Raw genomic sequence first — 22,820 nt, 5'->3', positions numbered from 1 at the left:
GTTGCTTTTTAGATTGTGACACTGCTGTTATAAAAAGGAAGAATACCTAGTTTACATCCGACCTTTTTGTTTCTTTTTCTTGTTAAATGGCTTTTTTGAAGGTTTTTTAGCTGTACGGGACTGCTCTTTTGTACCTTCATCGACGATTTCGCCCATATAAAGCTCTTTTTTCGCTAATGAAAGTTGAAGTTCACGTGCGATTTGTTTTAAATTTCGCTCTTCTCGTTCAGTGACAAGAGAAATGACTGTACCTTCTGCTCCCGATCTGCCTGTTCTACCTGAGCGATGTACGTATTGATCTGCATCTTGAGGAACATCGATATGAATTACATGCGTCAATCCCTTAATGTCTAATCCTCTAGCTGCGACATCCGTTGCTAATAAGACAGGGAAATCTCCTTTTCGAAAACCTTTAATCGTCGTAGCACGATCTTCTTTTTTCGTTTCACTGTGTAAAGAGCCTGCTTCTACACGCTTAAATGTTAATTTTTCTTCAAACTCGATCAGAGTATCAATCCCTTTAAAAAAGGCTAAAGCTTTCATTTGTTCTTGACGAACTAGTTTTCTAAGCACGTCCACTTTATCTCTAGCTTCACTTTTGATGTATACATGCTCTACCTTCGAAGCTGGGAGTTCATCTCTTCCTACCTCTATTTCAAGAGGCTGGTTCATCATGTCTTTCGCTAGCGATTTGGTACGTTCTGATACAGTAGCTGAGAAGACTAGGATTTGACGATCACTTAACGCCATTTTTACAATCTGTTGAACCGTTTGAACATGCTCAGGCACAAACAATTGATCCGCTTCATCAATCACAATTGTTTTGACTTCGTGCATTTTTAATTTCTTCATTTTAATTAATTCGTTCAAACGTCCTGGGGTACCAACAATGATATTAGGGCGCTTTTTGAGTTTTTCTAATTGCCGTTTCATATTTGCTCCGCCAATAAACGCAGCGCTTGAAATACCGCTTCCCTGCGACCAAGTTTGAATTTCACCATGAATTTGCATAACTAATTCATGGGAAGATGCTAAAATAACCGCTTGAACATGAGATGGTCCCGGCTGAATGCGATGTAAGACAGGCAACAAATATGCCAGTGTCTTTCCTGTTCCCGTTGGGGATTCTCCTATTACATCTTTATTAGCTAAAATCTCTGAAATAGCTTTCGTTTGAATGGCAGTAGGCTCATTGAACCCTGCTTTTTTCCACGCCTCTTGTAAAAAAGGCTGTAAAGTCTCTATAAACTGACTCATATCTATCTCCTTTTCCATGCTTTTCTCGATATTATAAACGATTTTTTTATTTCAATTAAACGAATGTATCAGTGGCCATGTGCGTTAATACTGACCTTAATTTCTATTTATAAATAAACCTTCCTTATCCCAAGGGACCCTGTCAATCCGTCAGTAGAAAAGTCGATTGTTGCCTTAACTTTTCTACATCGATATACATAGCTTCAACTATGATACACTATTGCTTCTATAGAAAACAATATGATCCTCTTTATTATGGACGAAAACTTGTATAAGAAGGAGGTTTTATGTCCTATATGGATCCGGACGCAAAGGGCTCAGCTGCTTACTTCCTCTTTTTCAAGAAAACAACCGCCTCTCTGAACTACGAAAGGCGGCTGTTTCGTTCTGTAATTGGCATATCAATAGTAACCGTTGTCCCTTTTCCTTTACCGCTTTTAAAATGCATGGTACCTTGATGACGCTCCATGATTTTGTAACACACGGCCAGCCCTAAGCCCGTTCCAGCTTCTTTTGTAGAATAAAACGGCGTCCCTACTTGTTCAATCCTCTCTTGACTCATTCCGATTCCATTGTCTTCAAAGTGAATCAATGCTCGTGTATCTTTTTCTTCAACTGTTATTGTAATATGGCCTTTCTCAATAATAGCTTCTACACCGTTTTTGATCACATTGATGAACACTTGTTTCAACTGATTTGCATCAGCCGAAACATAAATAGGCCTTTTTGCTGTTTCTTTCAATAAAATAGAAACATTATTTAAATTGGCCTGCGCTTCCATTAGCGTAATAACTTGTTTTAAAATCTCGCATAAATTGGTCTTTTCAAAAGATACATGCTGCTTTTTTCCAAGAATGAGCATTTCACTGGAGATTAAGTTGATGCGGTCGATTTCAGACATCATGATATCTAAATATGTGTCATTTGTTTCCTTAGAGGCTTGCATAACCTGTACAAAACCTTTTAAAGAAGTAAGGGGGTTTCTAATTTCATGTGCTACGGCACCTGCCATTTGTCCAATAACCGACATTTTTTCCGAGGTTATCATAAGCTCTTCATCTTGACGGTATGTAGTAATATCGCGTGCAATCATAAATACACCTACTACCTGCTTATGAACAATAATGGGAAGCAAAGAACACCTAAGCAACCGTCTTTCTCGCTTTCTATTGATCACATTCATTTCGAACTTAGCACCTTTTCCATTCAGCACTTCTTTAAAATACTCTTTACACATATCAAACTCTTCAGCTGCGATAAGAGCTGAAGGTTTCATCTTTTGCAGTTCTTCACTGGAGTATCCAACGATTGCTTCACCTTCCGGGTTAGCAAGAAGTACTTCACCCGTTTTACTTATTTCAAAAACACCATCAGGGTTATGTTTGAACAAAGATTGGTAGTGCTGATTGCTCGTTTGAAGTTCGTGTTCTTTCACTACGAGCTCTTGCTGGGACTCCACTAGTTTATAAGCTCTCCTATATACCAACCCATACAAAATAATACCCGTAGCTAAAATAAAAAACCAACCTTTGTATTGTTGAAAAAAAATATATACTTCAAAACGACCTTGCGCTAATGTTCTAGATATATTATCAGATATCAAGATCCATACAGCGCCAATAATGATATATATAATTGAAATTCTTAAAGCTACTTTACGCGCGTGTTTCACCAAATTTTAATCACCTGTTTATCCGTATTGATCCCCTGTCTTATTGCCTTTATATGAAGTGTTCACTTTTTGTAGCCATTTCATGCCGTTGTAAAAAATTGATGAATGGCCTGACCTAGGTTACTAATAGATTTTACATTTGCTTGAAAATGATACTGGTGAAGCCATTGACTGTGATCGGGTGTCACACCTGTTAAATAAATCTGTACGCCCATTAGCTGAAATTCCCATATTAAATGTTCTAGGGCTGCAACACCTCGTTCATCAATTTGACCGATTCCATTAAAATCAATGATAACTCGATCAACCGTTTCCTCATCTATTTGTCTGAGCAGCCGATGTTCATTTTTCATGATGACTTCCTCAAATAAATCGCCAAACAGAGGTATAAGCACCATGTTGTTCGATAAATGAATAAACGGTCCCGACAGCTCTATAACTCGGTTCATGGCCTTTTCTAATCGTTCTTTTTGCAGCAGCAGTTCTAAGTCTGTTTCAGATAAACGCGCTGTATGCTGTTCGATTTTTTCTGAGAGAATTCTAATTTGAGAATCTTCCTCTACACATATTACATGCGCCTTATCTTGCTCCCATTTGCAATTCACGGTATAAAGAGACATCTTAGATTTACGCGAATGCATGACTAATTCTGTTTTTATTTTTTCCTTCTTTCCTAATCGTTTTCTAGCTTTGTTCTGACTATCTTCATCAACAATTTCTAAAAAATGTTGAACCTCTCCGAATAAAGCGGCTGCTTCATCAGATTGCGCTAGAATATTCATTTCCTCATCCATAATAAAAGCAGGAAGCGGAGCATATTTAATAGTCGACAACCTTAATCCCCCTAATTGATTGATAATGAAAAAGCTCTTTCAACTCCTCTAGCTGTGCAATAAATCGAACTTGATTTGTTTGAACAAGAGGAAACTTATAGTTTGAAACTACTCGGCCTCCAACTAAAATAAGCGGCTGATGTTTTGTCTTTTTTAATCCTTCTATATATTCGTTTGCTTTTTCTATATGATGAGTTAAACTGAACGAGATTCCTACTAAATCAGGTTTCCATTGTTCAACAGCGTGCGTTGCATGTAAAAGCGGAGAATCTGCTCCTAAAAGTTTCGTCTGCCATCCGTGCTCTTCAAAGAGAATGGAAATCATTTTTAAACCTAAAAAATGCTGTTCATTTTCTATACACAAAAACAGACCTTTTTTTTCACTTTTAATAACTTCTTGTCTTATACACAATTGATAGCGTGACAAAACATAGTCACAGGTAGTAGTAGCTAAATGTTCATCAGCCACTGAAATTTCATCTTCTTCCCACATCATACCGATTTGAGCCATTGACACTGAAATGAATTGCTGAAAAATATAAAATGTATCGAAACCCTGCTGTCTTTTTTTCCACACAATATTCCAAGCTTCATCTTGATTCCCTGATAACAGTAATTCAGTCAAGCGTTCTATGCTTTCAATCAAGAAACCACCTCTTTTTCAGTCAAACGACTTGTTTTTTTCCTTTGTTATTATCAACCATACCACTTAACTCACCGGCACTCTACAGTAAAATATTCTCACACCGACAAAATAGCACCGGACGTCTCTGACAGGTAAATCTTTTTATTTTTCAAAGTCAACGAGATAGTGATGCAGCAAGTGACGGTTTTGTTCATTGTATAAGTACGCATACACAGGACGTCCTATTGTGCCGTAAGTCATTCTTTCTCCAAGAAGACCTATATCTGTTAGAAATTTTAAATATTTTCGAATAGACACTCTTGAAATTCCCGTTTTTTCAGCCACATCATCGGTCGAAAAAGGGTGATCTTTAAGATGCACAATGGCTTCTACGATGACTTCTAATGTTCCTGTCGTTAGACCCTTAGGCAACGGCTCTACCGGAGCTTCTTTTATTTTTTTATTAGACAGCAGCCCGTCTAATTCCTGTTGATTAAGCTGAGGTTGCTGTTTTAACGTACGAAATGTTTGTTTATAAGCCGAAAGTGCTTGATAAAAGCGTTCAAATGTAAAAGGCTTAATCAAATAATCAATCGCTCCATAGCGTAAAGCTTGCTGAATCGTTTGGGCATCCGAAGCAGCGGTGATAAAAATGACGTCTATTTCCTCTTGCTTTGTTCGAATCTCTTGTAAAACTCTCAAACCATTTTGCCCAGGCATAAAGATATCAAGCAGTACTAAATCAACTTGATATTCATTTACCTTCACTAAGGCTTCATGACCCGAATGAGCAACAGCGACCACTGTAAACCCCTCTATCTCTTCAATGTACTTTTGATTAAACTGAGCAACCATTGGGTCATCTTCAACAATTAATACTTTAATCAACTTGATCTCTCCTTGTTTCGTACGGAATATCAATATAGAATGTGGTACCGCTATTTATAAATGAGTCAATAACGATTTGGCCACCTAGTTCATCAATCGTTTGCTTCACTAAATGCAGCCCAAACCCTCTGCTCGTTCCTTTTGTAGAAAAGCCTTTCTTGAAAATCTGATTCATTGTATCGGAAGGAATGCCGCAGCCTGTATCCGTAACTTGAATCGTAAGCTTATTGTTTTTATACACAAGCATAACGGACACTTTTTTAGAGGCTTGATGACAAACTGAATCAATTGCATTATCAATTAAATTTCCAATAATGGTAATGAGATGATGAGTAACGTGTGGATCTGAAGGTTCTGGAATAACTTCATCAGCGGAAAACGTCAGTTCTACGCTTTCCTCTCTAGCATAACTCATTTTGCCCATGAGAAACCCTGCCAACGCATGATCTTTAATAGATTTAGTCACTGAACTAGATTCATCGACACGATGATTAACAAGCTGATGAATATACGTTTTTAGCTCATCATAATAATTCATCTGCACCATTCCTAAAATCACATGAAGTTTATTCATAAATTCATGCGATTGTGCTCGAAGCGCTTCCACATACATTTTAACACCTGTTAGCTGTTCTGCTAAGATATTAACTTCTGTTTTATCCCGAAACGTAGAAAGTGCTCCTACAATCTCTTCGTTTACCACTAGCGGAACCCTATTAACTACAATGGCTACTCCATTTATGACTTGCTCTTCATCATAATGAGATTCCCCCGTAGACAAAACGTCGTCCAATCTGGAGGTGGGCATATATTCTCGAATAGACAAACCGATTGGCTCTGGTGCTAACCCTGCTTTAACAAATAAACGGCGTGCAGAACGATTAGCAAGTGTAATATTACCTTCTTTATCAACAGCTATCACTCCTTCACGAACCGACTGCAGCATGGTGCTTCTCTCTTCTAGAATTTTAGCAATTTCAGAAGGTTCCAAGCCAAATAAAATTTTCTTTATGTAATTCGCTAATAAAATAGCACCAAGAACGCCTACAAGTAGGCCAATTAATGAACCTAAAACAATTCGACGATGCCCATCTCTAATCGCTTCATTTACATTATTCAAAGAAATCCCCACAGCCACTGCGCCAATTTGTTGATTTTTTTCATTATAAATGGGTGCAAAAGCGCGCAGAGATTTATCAAGCGTTCCTTTTGATACAGATACATAAGATTTCCCGTGCAATGATTTTTGCTCATCGCCTCCGGCAAACCTCTTTCCTATCTTTTTAGGATCTGGGTGAGATTGGCGGATTCCATTCATATCTATAACAACGATAAACAAGACGCTTGATTTTTTACGAATTCGTTCAGTAAATTCCTGAATTGACTGAGGTGTTTTTGTCTCTAGTCCTTTTTTCACGTTCGTTGATTCTGAAATAATTGTAGCAATAGTCCGAGCTTTTTCAGCCTGTTGATCTCGGATGTTTTTTCCAATTGAACTGCTAACTAATAAATCCGTTAACAATAGCGATAGAATTACCACCATGCATACAAGCAGCACCGTGATGCTTCGCAGCCCCATTCTTCCGTGTTTCACATTCTTCCCTCGCTTCCCTGCTTTCCTTGTTTATAGCACAAGAAAAAGATCTTATCTAGAGGCAGATAAGATCTTCGCTTATTTAATTTCATTTTTACTGAGTTGATGAACATTTATACAGGAAGGTTAACAATCTACTTTATAGTTTAGGTCCTTTTCGATATTTGAACCATCCCATTTTATAAAAGGCAAAGACCATTACGCCTACAAGCCCAATCATAATGCCCAGTACAATAAAATAATTATATTTCCCCGTCAGTTCCGGCATATATGAAAAGTTCATGCCATAGAGGCCAGCAATAAACGTCAACGGTAAGAAAATAGCTGACATCAGCGTTAGCGTAAACATGATTGAATTCATACGATCCGAGTTGATGGACATAAAGCTTTCTCGAATATCATTTGACAAATCCCTGCTTGCTTGCATAATTTCAATCATATTTAATAGGTGGTCATAAATATCATTAAAATAGCGAACCTGCTCTTTTGCTTTTAACGCATTGGTTGACATAATACGATACATTAAATCTCTCATGGGGTTTAAAATCCGGCGCATTCGTGACAAATCACTTCGGATGTCATAAAGCTGCCTCATTAGTTCATCCATAGGTTCGTCTTTTGCATTGTCTTCAATGTCGTCTATGTGATCTTCAAATTTATAAAGCACAGGGAAGTATTCATCAACGGTATGATCTAAGAGTTCATACATGATATCCCATGTTCCATCTTCGGTAGCCTCAGGGTCTTTTTTGATAAGCTCCCACACTCTAGCCACGCTCGTTAGCTTGTCCAAGTGGTAAGTGACTAAAAAGTTATCCCCCACAAATGCAGATACTTCTAAGTGCTCAAGCTCTTCTTTATGAAGTGCATAATACACTAAAAAATAATGCTCATCATACAACTCAAATTTAGCCCGCTGACCTTGATTCAAACAGTCCTCAACTGCTAAAGGATGAAAATTAAATTGTTCAAGCTGCTTTTTTTCTTCCTCGGTGGGATTGTAAAAATCAACCCAATACCATTGAAAGTCATGGCTTGAACGAATCTCATTCATTTCTATCTCTTTAATAGCTCCTTCTTTGGTTTTAGCTACAATTTTAATCATAAGATAACCTCTGTCTTTTTTGATACTATTCTCTGCACATACCCTTTTTACCATTTTGTTAAACTTTTTTCTTTTAATGTACGCCTTTTCTTGTCTATACATACGATGATGGTGACGACAAGAGAACAAAACGGTGAGGAGGTATATCCATATGTATGAATTTTACTCCCGGCATGAAGAATATTGGGAAGATGATACAAGACTAGACGAACAGCTTTTAAGAGATATAAACAAAGCTGTAAACGATGAGTTTTCCGCTATTCACTACTATACACGCCTAGCAGAGCTGGCTCCTAATGATCAGTTTCAACAAGCTATATTAGGTATTCGGCAGGATGAAATTAAACACTTTGACTGGTTTTCTAAAGCCTATTATGATTTATCAGGCAGCTACCCACAGATTTCATTAAACATAAAACTGCCAAATACTTTTCAAGAAGGGGTCTCTGAATCCATTAAAGATGAAGTAGAAACCGTTCCATTTTATCAATCAATCGCTAGAAGAATCACAAATGCTCGAATTCAAAGCCGCATTGTTCGAGCTGCGAGCGATGAACAGCGCCACGGTCAAATTTTTCGAACCATTCAGTCCCACTTCTCATACTAAATAATACGCTTGCCACTGCAAGCGTATTATTTAGTATGGTTTTATTATTATCTCTTACTTTGTAGCATTAAATTCTTCTTTAATTTTTTGGAGCAGCGTTTGATTGGTTAATACGTCATACCCTGTTAATGCCATTGTTTTTGCACCAAGTATCATTGCTTCTCTTCCTTGCTCACTTAAAGCTGCTTCTCTAAATTCGTGCGTATGACAAACAAAATAATCATCACAAATTTGAATATACGGATGAATAGCCGGAACAACCTGACTCACATTCCCCATATCTAAAGATCCATGATCGCCTTGATCTTCCGTAATGCTTTGCTCGCTCACACCTAATGAGATGAGATTATTTGTATAGACGTCGGATAATGTTTGATTCGTTTGCATATCATCATAAGAAAACTCATAGTTTGAGATTTTTAATTTTGTTCCTGTCGCTAAAGCAGCACCATGTGCACATGCCTTCACCTTATCTGTTACTTCATCTACATATGCACGAGTTGAAGCGCGAACATAAAATTGTGCTACTGCATAATCCGGTACAACGTTGGCCGCCTTGCCACCCTCTGTAATCACTCCATGAATACGTACATCCGGCTTCACATGCTGGCGAAGCGCATTAATGCTATTGAACGTTTGTAATACACCGTCTAGTGCATTGATTCCTTCATGAGGGGCAGCGGCTGCATGTGCAGATTTTCCGAAGAACTCAAACTGAATCGCATCCATCGCAAGAGAACGCCCGCTTTTTTGATGACAGTAATAAGGGTGCACCATCATAGCTACGTCTAAATGATTAAAAATACCTTGTTCAGCCATCGTTACTTTGCCGCCTCGTGTTTCCTCTGCAGGCGTTCCGTATACGTATATTTTACCGCCCGTTTTTGCGACTGCTTTACTCAGACCAATACCAGCGGCAATTGACATGGTTCCAATTAAGTTATGTCCGCATGCGTGTCCGAGATCCGGCAAAGCATCGTACTCTGCCATAAACCCAATCGATGGACCTGGCTTTTGACTGTCATAAACAGCGGTAAAAGCCGTTGGCAAGTCACATGTACCAATTTCAACTGTGAACCCTTGTTCTTTTAAAACATCTGTTAATGCTTTGCAAGCCTTAAATTCTTCATGGCCAAGCTCAGGATTTTGTCCAATATATTTGCTTACATCATAAAATCTATCCTGTAATTTATTAATTGTTTCATTTATTAATTGTTTCATTAGTTGTACTCCTCTTTTAAATATTTAAACAAATTATAGTATATTTATTCGTTTTTTGAAAGCTAGTTTTTAAGACGTGTTTTCCTATCACCTTAATATGCCTTATAATTAAACTACTAACTGTTTTAAAGAAGGTATGCATAATGATTAACGTAAAAAAATTTAATTTTTTAGGCGGTCGTATTATTAAAACAGGCATTGCCGTTTTTTTGACTGCACTCATTTGTCAGTCCGTTGGCTGGCCGTATATGCTCGCTGTTATTACAGCCATTGTTACGATTGAACCAACCGCTGCGGATTCTATCAAAAAAGCGTTCATTCGCTTTCCTGCTTCAGCAATTGGAGCTGCTTTTGCCATGATTTACACATTTCTTTTAGGCGTAACGCCGCTTACCTATATGCTTGTTGCTGTTTCTACTATTATATCCTGTTATAAATTGCGTTTACATGCCGGAACACTCGTTGCAACGCTAACAGGAGTGGCTATGCTGACGATTGTGCACGACCATTATTTCATATCATTTTTAATTCGCCTAGCGACCACTAGTATTGGGCTGCTTACTTCTTCACTTGTAAATATCATTGTTCTTCCTCCTAATTATACACCGATTATTACGAGGAAAATTCAAACTCTCTCAAAACAAATGAGTAGCGTCTTACAGCAAAGAGGAAGCGAACTTTCTCAAGTACACGCTTGTCATAAACAAACAAAGTTTCAATTTCAGCAGCTTTCTGCTGAAATTGAAAAAATTGAGACGCTTTGTGAGTATCAGCGAAAAGAATGGAAATTTCATCATTTCACTCGTACAGCTATGAGAAAATTCCACTATGAATATAAGAAACTTTCTCTTATGAGGCAGCTTGTCTACCATATTGGTAATTTAATTTATTTGCCCGCTCATCAGCTGCAAAGTGCAAAACATCAAGTGATTTGGGACACTTTCACTTCCTTTCATAACGTCTTACAAAATGAACAATATAAAAGCTCTTTGCAGCATCAAACGCTTGTTTTGACTTTAAAACAAAGGTTTTGGGCACATAAGCAGGAAGAAAACAGAGTGGATCAGCCTTTTTCAACAGAAACAACCATGCTGTACGAACTTCTTGCGATTCATCACCTGCTTGAAGAACTACACCGTATTCATCGTTTGAAGGAACGCTATAACTTAAACAATTCGCCTGTCTCACTTTCTTCATAAAAAAATCCTCACAAATGTGAGGATTTTCTTGTTTACGAAACTTGTGACTCATCTTTCTTATATTCTTTCTCCCAGTAGTCCGCATTTTTAATTCCTAGCTTAACAGGATCAAATACGGGGTCTACCCCTTGTTTTTTCTGAGCTTCATAGTCTTTTAATGCAACTAACGCAGGCTTAGCTAAAATTAAGATAGCAATTAAATTTAGCCATACCATAATACCAAGTCCTGCATCACCTAACGCCCAAGCTAATGAGGCTTGTTTCACTGACCCGTAGAACGTAGCTCCCAGCAGGACAAGTTTTAATGCAAACATAGCCCACTTCCCGTTCTTTCCGCGAGTTAGATAAGCAATATTTGTTTCAGCAATGTAATAATAAGCCATGATCGTTGTAAACGCGAAAAAGAATAGGGCAACTGCCACGAAGCCAGCTCCAAACCCCGGCAACACTGTTTCAATAGCAGCTTGTGTAAATCCAGGTCCTGCTTCTACACCCGGTAAATTTGAAATAATAAATGAACCTCCCGGTCCTTCCGTGTTGTACATGCCTGTGAATAAAATCATAAACGCTGTTGCTGAACAAACGAACAGTGTATCAATATAAACCGAAAAAGCTTGTACAAGACCTTGTTTCGCCGGGTGTGAAACTTCTGCTGCAGCTGCTGCGTGCGGCCCCGTTCCTTGTCCTGCTTCGTTTGAATAAATGCCGCGCTTCACTCCCCAAGAAACAGCTAAACCAACGATTCCTCCAAAAGCAGAATCTAATGCAAAAGCACTTTTAAAAATAAGAGCGATAACTCCCGGCAACTCCGAAATGTTCATGGCAATAATAATAAGAGCTAAAATAATATACCCAAGTGCCATAAAAGGTACAACGAATTGGGCTACCCCTGCAATACGCTTAACGCCTCCAAAAATAATAAAAGCAAGAATAATAACTAATCCTACTGCTGTAACCGTTGGACTAACACCAAATGCATTGTCGATGCCAAGCGCGATGGAATTGGACTGAACGCCCGGCATTAAGATACTCATCGCAACAAGGGCTGCAATGGCAAATAAAATGCCATACCATTTCATACCTGTTCCTTTTTCAATGTAGTACGCTGGACCACCTCGATATTGGCCATCTTGCTTAACTTTATAAATTTGAGCCAGTGTTGATTCGATGAATGCACTAGAAGCACCAATAAAAGCAACTGCCCACATCCAAAATACAGCCCCTGGACCTCCAAAAGCGATAGCTGTCGCAACTCCAGCAATATTTCCTGTTCCAACTCGTCCCGACAGCGCTAAAGACAGTGCTTGGAAGGAAGAAACTCCTGCTTCTGAGCTTTTACCCTGAAACATCAGCATAACCATGTCTTTTAAGTGTCGTACCTGTAAAAACCTTGTTAAAATCGAGAAAAACAGGCCAATCGCAAGACACCCATAAATAACAGGCGTGCTCCATAGCACATTATTCAAACTCGTTACAAATTGCTCCAAACGATAACCCCCTTATTTTTTGATTCAGACTATTTTAAATTATAAGTTAAATTATAAATTTTAACAATAAAACTCTAAATTAAAACTTTTTTTTAGTTAAAATACACAAAAAAAGTTATAAACCCCTCAAAAACATCCAATAAGAAATCGTTTACACTCCATAATTATTGCTCTCAAAAAAGAGATATCTGCACCTTTCTTCTCAAGAACACATAGGCTATAGGAGTTATTTTCTATTAGAAGGTGTGAAAAACAATGATGAGAATCGAGCCTTTATTTTATCGTTCTTTAGCTCTAGACCTTCTTTATGCGTGCGTCTTAGCTTATAAGCAATACGCACAGGGAGGCACATTTGATGTACCTGAAGGCTACCGGCTTATTAAATCGTTTAAAGCTTCTGCCGTAGGGGTGCAAGAATGGTTTGGTTTTATTTTAGAATCTGATGACTCTATCGTAATTGCCTTTCGAGGAACTCAATCTGAGGCAGATTGGATTGCTGATGCTCGCATTAGGCAGCGCCCCTATCCATACAATCAACGAGCCGGGCTCGTTCATGAAGGTTTTTTAGCCGTTTACGAATCATGCCGTGATGAAATTTTTGAAACATATAAATCGCTTCCCACCAAGCCCATTTATATAACGGGGCATAGCCTAGGTGGCGCACTCGCTGCTCTTCATGCCTTAGATGTCGCCACAAACGCATCTTTTCCGGAAATTACAATGTACAACTACGGAGCTCCTCGAGTAGGGGATCCTCAATTCGTTCAAACATACACAAATCTTGTTTCAAATAGCCGCTGTTTTGTTAACACGACGGATACGGTTCCTAAAATCCCTCCGAAGCGACTCTATTCCCCTTCCACCAAGCAAACAATTTATTACGATCAAGACCCTCTGCAACTCTCATTTACCATCCAAACAGGCTCTACCGTAGGGAACCATAATCCCCAAACATACAGTGTTGGGATATGGATGATGTCGGATTACCCTATTTTGGTCCAAAAATAAAAAAACAGGCGGAATGCCTGTTTTTTTATGCGCCAATTGCTGTTTTGATTTCTTCTATTTGTTCTTGGTGACGCTTTTCATGATAGCCAATAAAATCAATCCATTGCTTTAAATCCATTAACCCAAACACAGGATGTGGAAACGATTTTTGCTTTAGGTTTTCTTCACTGGCTGTTTCTTCTAACTCTACTAAAGCCGCTCTTGATTCCGCCAGCTTACTCTTCATTTCTTCTAATGTCTGATTTTCATTAGAAGGCGTAACTTGAGCCGGTGCATCTACTTTTCGAGAACGGTCTACCGCTAAATGAAACGGCTTATCTTCGGTTGGCTGATCTACACCGTTTTCTAACTGATCCTTTACACGTGAAACAATCATGCGCTCCATCAAATATAAATGTTCTAATACTTGCATAACGCTCCATGTATTAGATGCTGGCTGCTGATTTAATTGTTCATATGTTAATGATTCTACACTGTTCAATACATCATTTCGAAACTGTTCATTTTTGTTCATTGTTCATCCTCCTCTAGGATTCCTCTAGCTTATCGTATCAAAAAACTCTTCTATATAAAAAGGATATCCCTTTACTTAACCATGTTTTAGCTGCAATTGTTTCACGTGAAAAAAATATTTTTTCTATTTGACATAGATCAACTGAAGTGTTATATTTAGACTTCTGGCTTTTCTTTAAGAGCTAGACATAGTGAAAGTAACTTGAAAGGATGTATCGTACAATGCAAGGTAAAAATACTGGCATTCGACACATGTCTTTGAACAAAACTTATTCACACTGGATCGGCTTCGGAGCCGTAAGGATGCAAGAGAGGTAGGGCTTGCGTCGTTTAGGTTAATCGATCATGTGGAAAAACAAACCGCGGCAATGGATGAAATCCATGCAAGCACAATCAATGCTAATTGTGCCCTAACAACAACGAAACATACAAAAACCGTAATCATGGATTTTATAAAGAAAGTAATCATTTTGTTTTTACACTTGCAAAAAGCAAGTTACTGATAAGAAACACGAACAAAAGCGAGCAGATGCATCTGCTCGCTTTTTTAATGATGATTTTTTATTTACTTTATCATTTCTTTTTTTAGGGAATCTTATAAAAAAGCCAAAACCAATATGGTTTCGGCTTTTTTCTTATTGCTCTGCTAGTACATCAGCAAATGCTTTTGCATAAGGAGGAAGGTCTGGCGGACGGCGGCTTGAAATGATGTGGCCGTCGATTACGACTGCTTCATCATGCCAAATAGCTCCCGCATTTTCCATATCATCTTTGATTCCTGGCGTACTTGTTACGTTTCGGCCATCTAAGATTTTTGCAGAGATTAATACCCATCCTGCATGGCAGATTTGGCCGATTGGCTTTTGCTGTTCATCCATATGACGAACCATTTCAATTACTTCAGGGTAGCGGCGCAGTTTATCCGGCGCCCAGCCTCCAGGTACTAAAATAGCGTCATATTCAGCTGGATCAACATCTTTAAATGCATAGTCCGATACGGCTGGAACACCGTATTTCCCCATGTACGTTTCGTTTGCTTTTTCTCCAACTAAATGTACTTCTGCTCCTTCTTCGCGAAGACGCATCACTGGATACCATAGTTCTAGATCTTCAAAGTCTGCACTAACAAGCGCAATAACTCTTTTATTTTCTAAGCGCATCGTAACACCTCCGCCATCAGTATAGCATGTTGGAGAATAAGATTGAAAATAAGGAACTAAATTGTACATAATTAAAGGATTTTTCAAGTGCCCTTCAGAAATTTTTTGTATGCCAAATGATCTAATTTTATATTTTTACTTGACTGGGGACAAACATCACACTACAATGTGTAGTGTGATGTTCATAACGTTGTAAAATTATCCAAATAAGAAAGACTTTATTTAATTGCTACATTTCTTTTTACGGGCTTTTACACTACATAATGTAGTGTTTTTCAAATACACTTAAAGGAGGAAGTAAAGTGAATAAAAACGTCGAAATTGGGTCGCTTATTATTCGTTTAGTATTAGGTTTTACATTTTTAGTACACGGCTTTCAAAAATGGCAAGGGGGAATTGAAAATACAGTAGGCTTCTTCGATAGCTTAGGAATCCCTGGTTTCATGGCATATATTGTGGCAACAATTGAACTTGTAGGTGGGGTTCTGATTATTCTTGGTCTAGCAACAAGAGTCGTAGCTGCTTTATTTGTGGCAGTTATGCTTGGCGCTATTTTTACAGCCAAGCTTAAAAGCGGATTCGTTGGCGGGTTTGAGTTTGATATTGCCTTAATTGCCATGTCTGCTCACTTATTTGTTGCAGGAAGCCAGTTCCTTGCTCTTGATAAAGTGGTATTTAAAAAGAAAGAAACTGCTTTTTCTCTTCAAGAAGAAAGCAGTAAATAAAAAAGAAAGCTTATACTCTCCCAATATAAGCTTTCAGGTTAGTCCCGCCGTTTGAGGCGGGCTTTTTTTATATTTGAAGCAGCAAATTCGCAAATAAAGAAGAACGCTCGGACAACGTATCAATTTGAATATGTTCATATTCTGCATGTATTCCTTTTCCGCATGCTCCTAATCCATCCAACGTGGGAATGCCAATAGCCGCTGTAAAATTGCCATCACTTCCGCCTCCAACAGCTGCTTCTTCTAATTTCATACCCAGTTTGGCCGCAATCGACTGAGCGCATTCAAATAACTCTTCCGTTTGTTTAGACTTAACCATTGGAGGACGGTTCATGCCTCCTGTTACTTCAATCTTAATCCCTTTTAAAATGGGCGTTAAATTCAAAATAATATCCGTCATACGTTTTGCTTCTTCTTCTGTAGAAACACGTAAATCCACGTGCGCTTCTGCATATTCCGGCACTACATTCGTACCGCTGCCTCCGGTAAATGTCCCAACGTTCACCGTTGTACCTTTTTCATAATCGGTTAAGCTCTGCAGAAAAATCACTTGGCGCGCTAGCTCTTCAATAGCATTGATTCCTTCTTTGTGGTGATTACCAGCGTGGGCTGCTCGTCCCCACACCTTTACGGTGAAAATACCCGCTCCTTTGCGCGACGTTTTTAACGCACCTGAACCCGCCACCGCAGGTTCTGCTACTAGCACTGCTTCACTTCTTTGTGCTTCTTCTTCTATATATTTTTTAGAGGAAATTGATCCAATCTCTTCATCTGAATTGCAGAAAAACACAATTTTTTTATCCATTTCTAAGCCGAGCTCTTGAATCGCTTTAATTGCCCATATTGATTGCACAATGCCGCCTTTCATATCTAAAATTCCCGGACCATAAAGCTTGTTTCCTTCTGTTCTTAGACTCAGCCTTCCCTTTTCCCATACCGTGTCAAAGTGACCGATAATTAAAAGCTGCTTCTCTCCTTCTCCAATCGTAAATTTCAAGTGGTTTCCTACTTCTTTTTCTTCTATGATTTCATACCCTACGCCTAAACGCTTCTGAAACAGCTGCGTTAAATACATTCCACACTGATCCACTAACTCTTTACTGTAGGACGGTGATTCTTTTTTCACAAATCCAACTAAATCTTCGAGCATCTCTTGTTCATGTTCTTTTAAATAACTAAATACGCTTTGTTCTACCATTACCTGACTCAAATCAATTCCTCCTCCAAACAACCCCTGCTGCTTGTGCATTCATTGCTTTTATTTATCGTACGTATGAGTATGTTCTACGTTTCACATAACGACCTTAAATTATCCTTAATTATAATGGTTTTCAGACAATTTTCCATCCTTAAAATACAGATAATACTTTAACTTATTCATAACCGACCGAAAATAGCCATAAACTTCAACAAATTTATACAAAAAAGCTTCAATCTTCAACAGATTAAAGCTTTCATTTTATTAATTGACATTTATTTTGATATTTTTCCCTTTTGACTTCACACTTACAAAAACAAACATAGACACTAAAAAAACAAACAAAATAACGCCAACCATTTCAAAGTTTACTTCGGCCCATGGATTAAAGAAAGTGAATGCTAAGTAGAAGGACACCCCGTATGCGAGGATAACAATAACCCAGCCCATCAAGCGGGAAGCAGATTGCCCAAACTTACTCGATTCATTCACCATTTTATGTACAATCAGTGAATCGATTGTATCTGTCAGCATCATACCAAACATAAATACTAGTCCTAATAAAAGCGGCGTATATTTGCCTGCGTTCCCTACAGCTAGAGACCACACGGCCGTTTGACTGACCGTTTCAGCCGCTAGGGCAAACAGCGCTCCTACAAGAATAATTAAAAAAGGATTCGTTGTTCCTTTTGCGATTTTCGGAATAAACTTCCCTTTTAACCCGCTCACCTGAAACTCTTCTTCTTTGTTTTTAGTTCGAAGCAAATGATATGTGTTTAATGTCCCAATCAGAAAGAGAGAGATGATAGATACCCAAGATGCAAAATGATCGAAATATGCTGGAAACGTAAAATTCTTCATCACTACGCCCAGCACCCCGGCCGTGACGGCCACCATTCCTCCATGACCTAGTGAAAACAGCGTTCCGACCCACGGAGCAAAACGGCTGCCCATTCGCCAATTATATCGGGTCTGGCCATCAATAAAAGCTAAGTGATCTGCATCTAATCCGTGCCTGATTCCTAATAAAAAGACAAGTAAAAAAACTGATAAACCTTCCATTTCCTACACTCCTTTTTTTAAAATAAAACGTAAAAAAGCCTCAATTCTATAGAAATTGAGGATGTGTCGGCATATGAAAATAAACAGTAATTGCTCACTGCGTACCTTGATACACCGCCTCTTTCCTAGAAGAGTCAAGTGTACAGAATAGGTAGGTCTCCTGGCTTGAGATCATCATTTTCTACCGCCTTCCCCGTTTTGAGTGACGATAAGATAGAAAACTCCCTGCTTACAGTGGCTGGACCGCTCGAGATTTGCACTCGATTCCCTGTTACCTCTTACGCTATGTAAGAGCACCTAAACTGTGCGAATGATTCATTTTCTTCCTCATTATACTAGTACTCCTTACAAATGAATAGAGAAAATTCAAATAAAAAAGCCCTGCTGAGCTTTACATGCTTAGCAGGGCTTTTTAAAGCAATTAAACTACTTCTACCGTTACGTCTACGTTGCCGCTGATTGCTTTTGAATACGGGCAGTATGAGTGGGCTAGGTCTACATATTTTTTAGCTGTTTCTAAATCTAAACCTTCGATATGAGCTTCAAGCGCTACAGCAATTTTCACTCCTTGATCAGCTTTATCTGGAAGCAGCTGAACCGTAGCTTTTACTTCACTGCTTTTAATTTCTACGTTATGTTTTTTCAACATAAATTCTAACGCGCTGTTGAAACAAGCACTGTATCCAGCTGCAAATAGCTGCTCTGGGTTTGTTGCTGTTGTTGCTTCTCCACCAAGCGCTGGAGGTGTTGCAACGTCTAAATTAAAGATATTATCTAAAGAATGAACTTCTCCTGTTCTTCCACCTGTGTTAACGACTGTTGTTTCATATAAAGCTTTCATGTATAAATCTCTCCTCTTTTTTAGTAATTTTATTAAAATTTTTTATTTATCGTTTCTGTAATTTAATTGTACACAATTTAATTTTAAAAAACAAGTATTAAATACATTAAAAATTTTCCAATAAAAAAAGCCGCGTATATGCGACTTTTTCTTAATAATATTGAGACTGTTCGTCATAAGCTGATTTTCGAAAAATAGACAAGTTGGTAATAGCCCTCATCAGTTTCGTATTAAAAATAACATAATGAATAAACAGCGCCAGCACGCAGCCTAGAATAGCTCCTGTTAACACATCGAATGGATAGTGAACGCCAACCCATACGCGTGAAAATGCAATGAGTGCACCCATGACAACCCACATGCGCCCTGAACGTTTGAAATGCAGCCAGATGGTAAAAGTGATAACTAATGCAGATGTAGCATGATCGCTTGGAAATGAAGAATTCGCGGCGTGATCAATAAGCTGATTCACGTGGTGAGAGATAAACGGACGATCTCGATAAGCAAATAAACTAATCACTTTATTGATAATGACTCCTGTGGCACAAGCACATAAAGCTTGAAATGCTACAACACGGCTGCCGTTTTTATTAATAAGTAAAAACAAGCCGAGTAAAACAATAAGTACATACTGGGCATAATCTGCAAAGAATACCATTAGCGAATCTACAAACTTCACATGCGAGGCGTACTGATTCACCGCATGGAAAATGGTATAGTCTACTGAATTAATAGCTGATAACATAATCGAAATCCTTTCTTATTTTTAAATGTCATTAGCTATCTTATCAGTTTCTGAAGAAAATGAACATGTTTTTGTCAGAAGCTTCCTAACTGGTATTTATAAATGACTTAGTCAGGCTGAGTGGTAAGTCAACAGATTTTTGCCCATTAACTTACCTGCGAATGATCCACGATGTTTTGTTGCAAAAAGATTTCTTCTAAAGAAGGCTCTTCTACGTGAATTTGATAAATATCGATGCCGCATTGAATCAATTCGCGAATAATCAGAGGGATATTTCTCTCTTTTTGAAGCATCACTTTTGTGTACGTGTGATGGTATTCCACGTCCGGACTCACCGTACGGAAAAACTGTTGAATATATGCTTTATGACTGCTTGGGTAAGGATCATGTTTAATCATCACCGTTTTTTTCGCTTGGTATTGAAAACGCAGTTCTTCCATTGTCCCTTCTACTAAAATAACACCATTTTTCATAATCGCTACACGTGTACAAATCTTCTCAACTTCATTTAAATTATGAGACGTCATAAAAATTGTCTTGCCTTGATTTTGAAGTTCTCTTATTAATTCATGAATGTGGAGAGCAGATTCAATATCTACTCCAGAAGTTGGTTCATCTAAAAAGACAAGATCTGGGTCTGTTACAATCGCTTGAGCAATTCCTAACTTCTTTTTCATTCCAAATGAAAACTTTCCAACTTTCTGATGGTCATGTCCTTCTAATCCTACTTTCTTCAGTACATTACTACAGTGTTCTTTAGAAAAACGATGTCCGTTTATCTTTAAAAAATAGCGCAAATGATTGAGTGCCGTCATCTCATCATAAAAGGTAGCATAGTCAGGAAGCACGCCTATTTTCTTCTGAAGCTCTAAATCAATATCACTCTGTCCCAGTAGCGTAAATTCTCCTGCTGAAGGAAATGAAACGCCAGTAAGCATATTAATAAATGTAGACTTCCCTGCTCCGTTTCTCCCTAAAAATCCGTAAATTTCTCCTTGTGGTACCTGTAAATTAATACTGTTAACAATTGTTTTTGATCCATACTTTTTAGTTAATTTACTTGTTTCTATAGCATACATATTATACTTCTCTCCTTTTAAAACTCCAAAGTGCCGTACATAGACAAAGTGCTGCAAAAATAAGAAGAACCGTTAAATACCCTTTCTCCAACTTTAAATAGTAGTAAGGTGTCACATACTTAAACCATGCAATGTACGCTTTTGATGAAAATATGCTCCATACGCTCAGTACCGGTAAAACAATTGATAAAATAATTGATAAAAACATAGTATGAATTGGATTTGATAGTAAAGCTGAAAGCATTAAAACAGATGAAATGATACAAGTAGTGAATAGCAGGCACTCTAAAAATATATAAAAAGAAAAATGATGCGAAATAAAACCAATCAGTAGAAATGAAATAGAGATACAAACAAGCCAGAAACAACAAATTCCTAAGAATTTTCCTAGTACAATACGCTCTCTTGATGTTTTGGTAACTAAAAACCTGGCTGTTCTTGTTTTAATTTCTTGATTAATAACATTGTGAGAAAGACTTGAAATAAACAAGGGTCCGAATCCAAGAAGCATCACCAAAATTCCCCCGTTGGCTCCATCTCGAATCTGTGCGCTCGTCAGTTGACCTCCAAGTTGACTAACTAGATGGGCTATTCCATAGGAAGCACCGCATACGATTAAAATAACGATAATTGATTTAACACTTTTAAATAAGCTTTGAAACTCTTTTACACTAATGGCCCACATTTTTAAAATCTCCTTTTTACATAAGTTTGACTGCTATCATCCAACAAAAGGATGATTTATTCCCTCAGGTAAAGCTTTTTTCTCTTTGGGCTTTCCGTCCCAAGAAAAATTTGTCCATATGCGCAACAGCTTTTCCACCGGTCCAGTTTGAAATTTTTGCACGTACATATAACTTCCGATAAGCTGAATTCCGTAAATACCTATGCAGACAAAAACCCCTGCAATCATTCCGAGCTTTCCGAAATAACCTAATCCATAACCATAAAAAATCGTCGTGCATATAACCGTTTGCATTAAATAATTACTAAGCGATATCCTGCCTACGCTTTCAAAAGCCTTCATCAAAAATGACTTTTCGTATTTCACATATAGCCAAGCAAAGCCTGCAATATAACCAAGAGATAAGAGACTCCCACCTAACATATGTGTAGAACCAGCCCAATTAGCATCTGGCCATACGTACATAGTTCCTTTTAACAGCAAGCTAAGCGGAATCAACACGGCCGCCCAACGGCCATACTGTTTTTGATTAGCTGAAGCGTCGTAAAACCAATTTTTCTTCCCCGCATACATACCAAACAAAAACAAAGCACCCATTATAAATGGTGTAAACAAGAAGGCAAAAGCAAATTTATATCCTGCTATATTCATCGGATCAACGTTGTTGCGGTGGTCTTTAATTTGTTCATAAGTTCCACTTCCATACACATGAATCGTATCTTTTACGTATGTGGTGAGCGTTTGCTTATCACTAAGAAGATACATATTATCGTTTAATGAACCGTAACCGGCTGCTCCCGTAAGAACTAGTAAAATTGATGCCCATACCAACAGCGTTTTAGCTTTACGGTTTAAAAAGAAAACTAATAAAAATATCCCCATCATTCCGTAAAACGTAAGAATATCTCCTTCCCATAAAAGTACTCCATGCAGTAGACCAAACCCTAGAAGCAGAAGAAAGCGGCGAAAGAAATGCCTTTTTACTCCTAACTCCCTTCTTTCTAAGCTTTCTTTCATCTTCACCATTGAATAGCCAAATAAAAAAGTAAAGATTGGCATAAAACTTTCTTCTACGGCAACTTTTAAAAAAATATAGGCTGCTGAATCACTTGATGATAGCGAGAAGAGATGAATCATATCCTTTCCGTAAATACCATATTGAAAAATCAGCATATTCGCTAGTAAAATACCAAACAAGCTGAATCCTCTCATACTATCAATTACTTTAACCCGCCTAACATCATTACTCATCCTTTTAACTCCTTTACTATGTGTCTGTATATTTAGTATATGAAATGAAGTTTTCAAGAAAATAA

General features: G+C 38.0%; 23 protein-coding genes and 1 riboswitch. Of the genes, 5 read left to right on the top strand and 18 right to left on the bottom strand.

Annotation, left to right across the window (positions count from 1 at the left end; translation table 11 throughout):
* Positions 1 to 51: 51 nt before the first annotated feature.
* The 7 genes from ACRPLY_RS23740 to corA form a co-directional block, all read right to left on the bottom strand.
* A complete protein-coding gene (locus ACRPLY_RS23740; protein WP_028412476.1) occupies positions 52 to 1,257 on the bottom strand; it encodes a DEAD/DEAH box helicase in 1,206 nt (401 codons plus the stop codon).
* A gap of 364 nt (positions 1,258 to 1,621) precedes the next feature.
* Positions 1,622 to 2,716: an ATP-binding protein gene (locus tag ACRPLY_RS23735; RefSeq protein ID WP_224980631.1), complete on the bottom strand. Its 1,095-nt coding sequence runs from the start codon at positions 2,714 to 2,716 to the stop codon at positions 1,622 to 1,624.
* Between the two features lie 293 nt (positions 2,717 to 3,009).
* Positions 3,010 to 3,762 carry an STAS domain-containing protein gene (locus ACRPLY_RS23730; RefSeq protein WP_028412478.1) on the bottom strand — a complete coding sequence of 251 codons (753 nt, stop codon included), beginning with the start codon at positions 3,760 to 3,762 and terminating at the stop codon, positions 3,010 to 3,012.
* A complete protein-coding gene (locus tag ACRPLY_RS23725) occupies positions 3,749 to 4,408 on the bottom strand; it encodes a cobalamin B12-binding domain-containing protein (RefSeq protein ID WP_028412479.1) in 660 nt (219 codons plus the stop codon). Before ACRPLY_RS23725 ends, ACRPLY_RS23730 begins: the two co-directional genes overlap by 14 nt.
* Positions 4,409 to 4,549: 141 nt before the next feature.
* Positions 4,550 to 5,275: a response regulator gene (locus ACRPLY_RS23720; RefSeq protein WP_028412480.1), complete on the bottom strand. Its 726-nt coding sequence runs from the start codon at positions 5,273 to 5,275 to the stop codon at positions 4,550 to 4,552.
* Complete coding sequence (dcuS, locus tag ACRPLY_RS23715; RefSeq protein WP_049166327.1) at positions 5,268 to 6,854, bottom strand: DcuS/MalK family sensor histidine kinase; 1,587 nt, start codon at positions 6,852 to 6,854, stop codon at positions 5,268 to 5,270. Before dcuS ends, ACRPLY_RS23720 begins: the two co-directional genes overlap by 8 nt.
* A 154-nt stretch (positions 6,855 to 7,008) precedes the next feature.
* Positions 7,009 to 7,974, bottom strand: coding sequence for a magnesium/cobalt transporter CorA (corA, locus tag ACRPLY_RS23710; RefSeq protein WP_028412482.1), 966 nt, complete (start codon positions 7,972 to 7,974; stop codon positions 7,009 to 7,011).
* Positions 7,975 to 8,125: 151 nt separating this feature from the next.
* Here corA and ACRPLY_RS23705 point away from each other — a divergent pair, with 151 nt between their 5' ends.
* Entirely contained in the window at positions 8,126 to 8,581 is a 456-nt protein-coding gene (locus tag ACRPLY_RS23705; RefSeq protein ID WP_028412483.1) for a ferritin-like domain-containing protein, read from the top strand.
* Positions 8,582 to 8,635: 54 nt separating this feature from the next.
* Here ACRPLY_RS23705 and ACRPLY_RS23700 read toward each other — a convergent pair whose 3' ends face one another.
* Positions 8,636 to 9,802 (bottom strand): M20 family metallopeptidase, encoded by a 1,167-nt coding sequence (locus tag ACRPLY_RS23700; protein WP_325077552.1) that lies wholly within the window; start codon positions 9,800 to 9,802, stop codon positions 8,636 to 8,638.
* Between the two features lie 143 nt (positions 9,803 to 9,945).
* Between ACRPLY_RS23700 and ACRPLY_RS23695 the strand changes: the two genes are divergently transcribed.
* Complete coding sequence (locus ACRPLY_RS23695; RefSeq protein WP_325077553.1) at positions 9,946 to 11,001, top strand: aromatic acid exporter family protein; 1,056 nt, start codon at positions 9,946 to 9,948, stop codon at positions 10,999 to 11,001.
* Positions 11,002 to 11,033: 32 nt separating this feature from the next.
* Here the strand turns inward: ACRPLY_RS23695 and ACRPLY_RS23690 are convergent, their stop codons facing one another.
* On the bottom strand, positions 11,034 to 12,488 hold the full coding sequence (locus ACRPLY_RS23690) for an alanine/glycine:cation symporter family protein (RefSeq protein WP_028412486.1): 1,455 nt from the start codon (positions 12,486 to 12,488) through the stop codon (positions 11,034 to 11,036).
* A 255-nt stretch (positions 12,489 to 12,743) separates the two neighbouring features.
* Here ACRPLY_RS23690 and ACRPLY_RS23685 point away from each other — a divergent pair, with 255 nt between their 5' ends.
* On the top strand, positions 12,744 to 13,496 hold the full coding sequence (locus ACRPLY_RS23685) for a lipase family protein (protein WP_034327418.1): 753 nt from the start codon (positions 12,744 to 12,746) through the stop codon (positions 13,494 to 13,496).
* Between the two features lie 25 nt (positions 13,497 to 13,521).
* Here the strand turns inward: ACRPLY_RS23685 and ACRPLY_RS23680 are convergent, their stop codons facing one another.
* The gene (locus ACRPLY_RS23680; protein ID WP_028412487.1) at positions 13,522 to 14,010 is read right to left on the bottom strand and encodes a DinB family protein; all 489 of its coding nucleotides are present in this window, start codon (positions 14,008 to 14,010) and stop codon (positions 13,522 to 13,524) included.
* Between the two features lie 346 nt (positions 14,011 to 14,356).
* Here ACRPLY_RS23680 and ACRPLY_RS23675 point away from each other — a divergent pair, with 346 nt between their 5' ends.
* Entirely contained in the window at positions 14,357 to 14,512 is a 156-nt protein-coding gene (locus ACRPLY_RS23675; protein WP_014461889.1) for a hypothetical protein, read from the top strand.
* Positions 14,513 to 14,644: 132 nt separating this feature from the next.
* Here the strand turns inward: ACRPLY_RS23675 and ACRPLY_RS23670 are convergent, their stop codons facing one another.
* On the bottom strand, positions 14,645 to 15,169 hold the full coding sequence (locus ACRPLY_RS23670; protein ID WP_013055087.1) for a type 1 glutamine amidotransferase domain-containing protein: 525 nt from the start codon (positions 15,167 to 15,169) through the stop codon (positions 14,645 to 14,647).
* Between the two features lie 302 nt (positions 15,170 to 15,471).
* On the opposite strand from ACRPLY_RS23670, the gene ACRPLY_RS23665 reads away from it, so the two are divergent.
* Positions 15,472 to 15,894: a DoxX family protein gene (locus tag ACRPLY_RS23665; protein WP_028412488.1), complete on the top strand. Its 423-nt coding sequence runs from the start codon at positions 15,472 to 15,474 to the stop codon at positions 15,892 to 15,894.
* A 67-nt stretch (positions 15,895 to 15,961) separates the two neighbouring features.
* On the opposite strand, the gene ACRPLY_RS23660 is transcribed toward ACRPLY_RS23665, so the two are convergent.
* From ACRPLY_RS23660 to ACRPLY_RS23630, 7 genes are all read right to left on the bottom strand, one after another.
* Positions 15,962 to 17,125: a M20 family metallopeptidase gene (locus ACRPLY_RS23660; protein WP_033580777.1), complete on the bottom strand. Its 1,164-nt coding sequence runs from the start codon at positions 17,123 to 17,125 to the stop codon at positions 15,962 to 15,964.
* A gap of 231 nt (positions 17,126 to 17,356) precedes the next feature.
* Positions 17,357 to 18,154: a sodium:proton antiporter gene (locus ACRPLY_RS23655; protein ID WP_047751749.1), complete on the bottom strand. Its 798-nt coding sequence runs from the start codon at positions 18,152 to 18,154 to the stop codon at positions 17,357 to 17,359.
* A gap of 133 nt (positions 18,155 to 18,287) precedes the next feature.
* A riboswitch (cobalamin riboswitch) is annotated at positions 18,288 to 18,470 on the bottom strand.
* A gap of 105 nt (positions 18,471 to 18,575) precedes the next feature.
* The gene (locus tag ACRPLY_RS23650) at positions 18,576 to 18,995 is read right to left on the bottom strand and encodes an organic hydroperoxide resistance protein (protein WP_028412491.1); all 420 of its coding nucleotides are present in this window, start codon (positions 18,993 to 18,995) and stop codon (positions 18,576 to 18,578) included.
* 151 nt (positions 18,996 to 19,146) lie between these two features.
* Positions 19,147 to 19,740, bottom strand: a complete 594-nt coding sequence (locus ACRPLY_RS23645; protein WP_028412492.1) for an undecaprenyl-diphosphatase — start codon at positions 19,738 to 19,740, stop codon at positions 19,147 to 19,149.
* A 146-nt stretch (positions 19,741 to 19,886) separates the two neighbouring features.
* Entirely contained in the window at positions 19,887 to 20,819 is a 933-nt protein-coding gene (locus tag ACRPLY_RS23640; RefSeq protein WP_028412493.1) for an ABC transporter ATP-binding protein, read from the bottom strand.
* A gap of 1 nt (position 20,820) precedes the next feature.
* Entirely contained in the window at positions 20,821 to 21,504 is a 684-nt protein-coding gene (locus ACRPLY_RS23635; RefSeq protein WP_028412494.1) for an ABC transporter permease, read from the bottom strand.
* 36 nt (positions 21,505 to 21,540) lie between these two features.
* Entirely contained in the window at positions 21,541 to 22,755 is a 1,215-nt protein-coding gene (locus ACRPLY_RS23630; protein WP_325076480.1) for a DUF418 domain-containing protein, read from the bottom strand.
* Positions 22,756 to 22,820: the final 65 nt, after the last annotated feature.

The organism is Priestia sp. TGN 0903, assembly GCF_050846855.1.
In the GTDB taxonomy this organism is placed as follows: domain Bacteria; phylum Bacillota; class Bacilli; order Bacillales; family Bacillaceae_H; genus Priestia; species Priestia zanthoxyli.
Note: the sequence above shows the minus strand (reverse complement) of the source record. Positions and strands in the feature narration are given on the sequence as shown.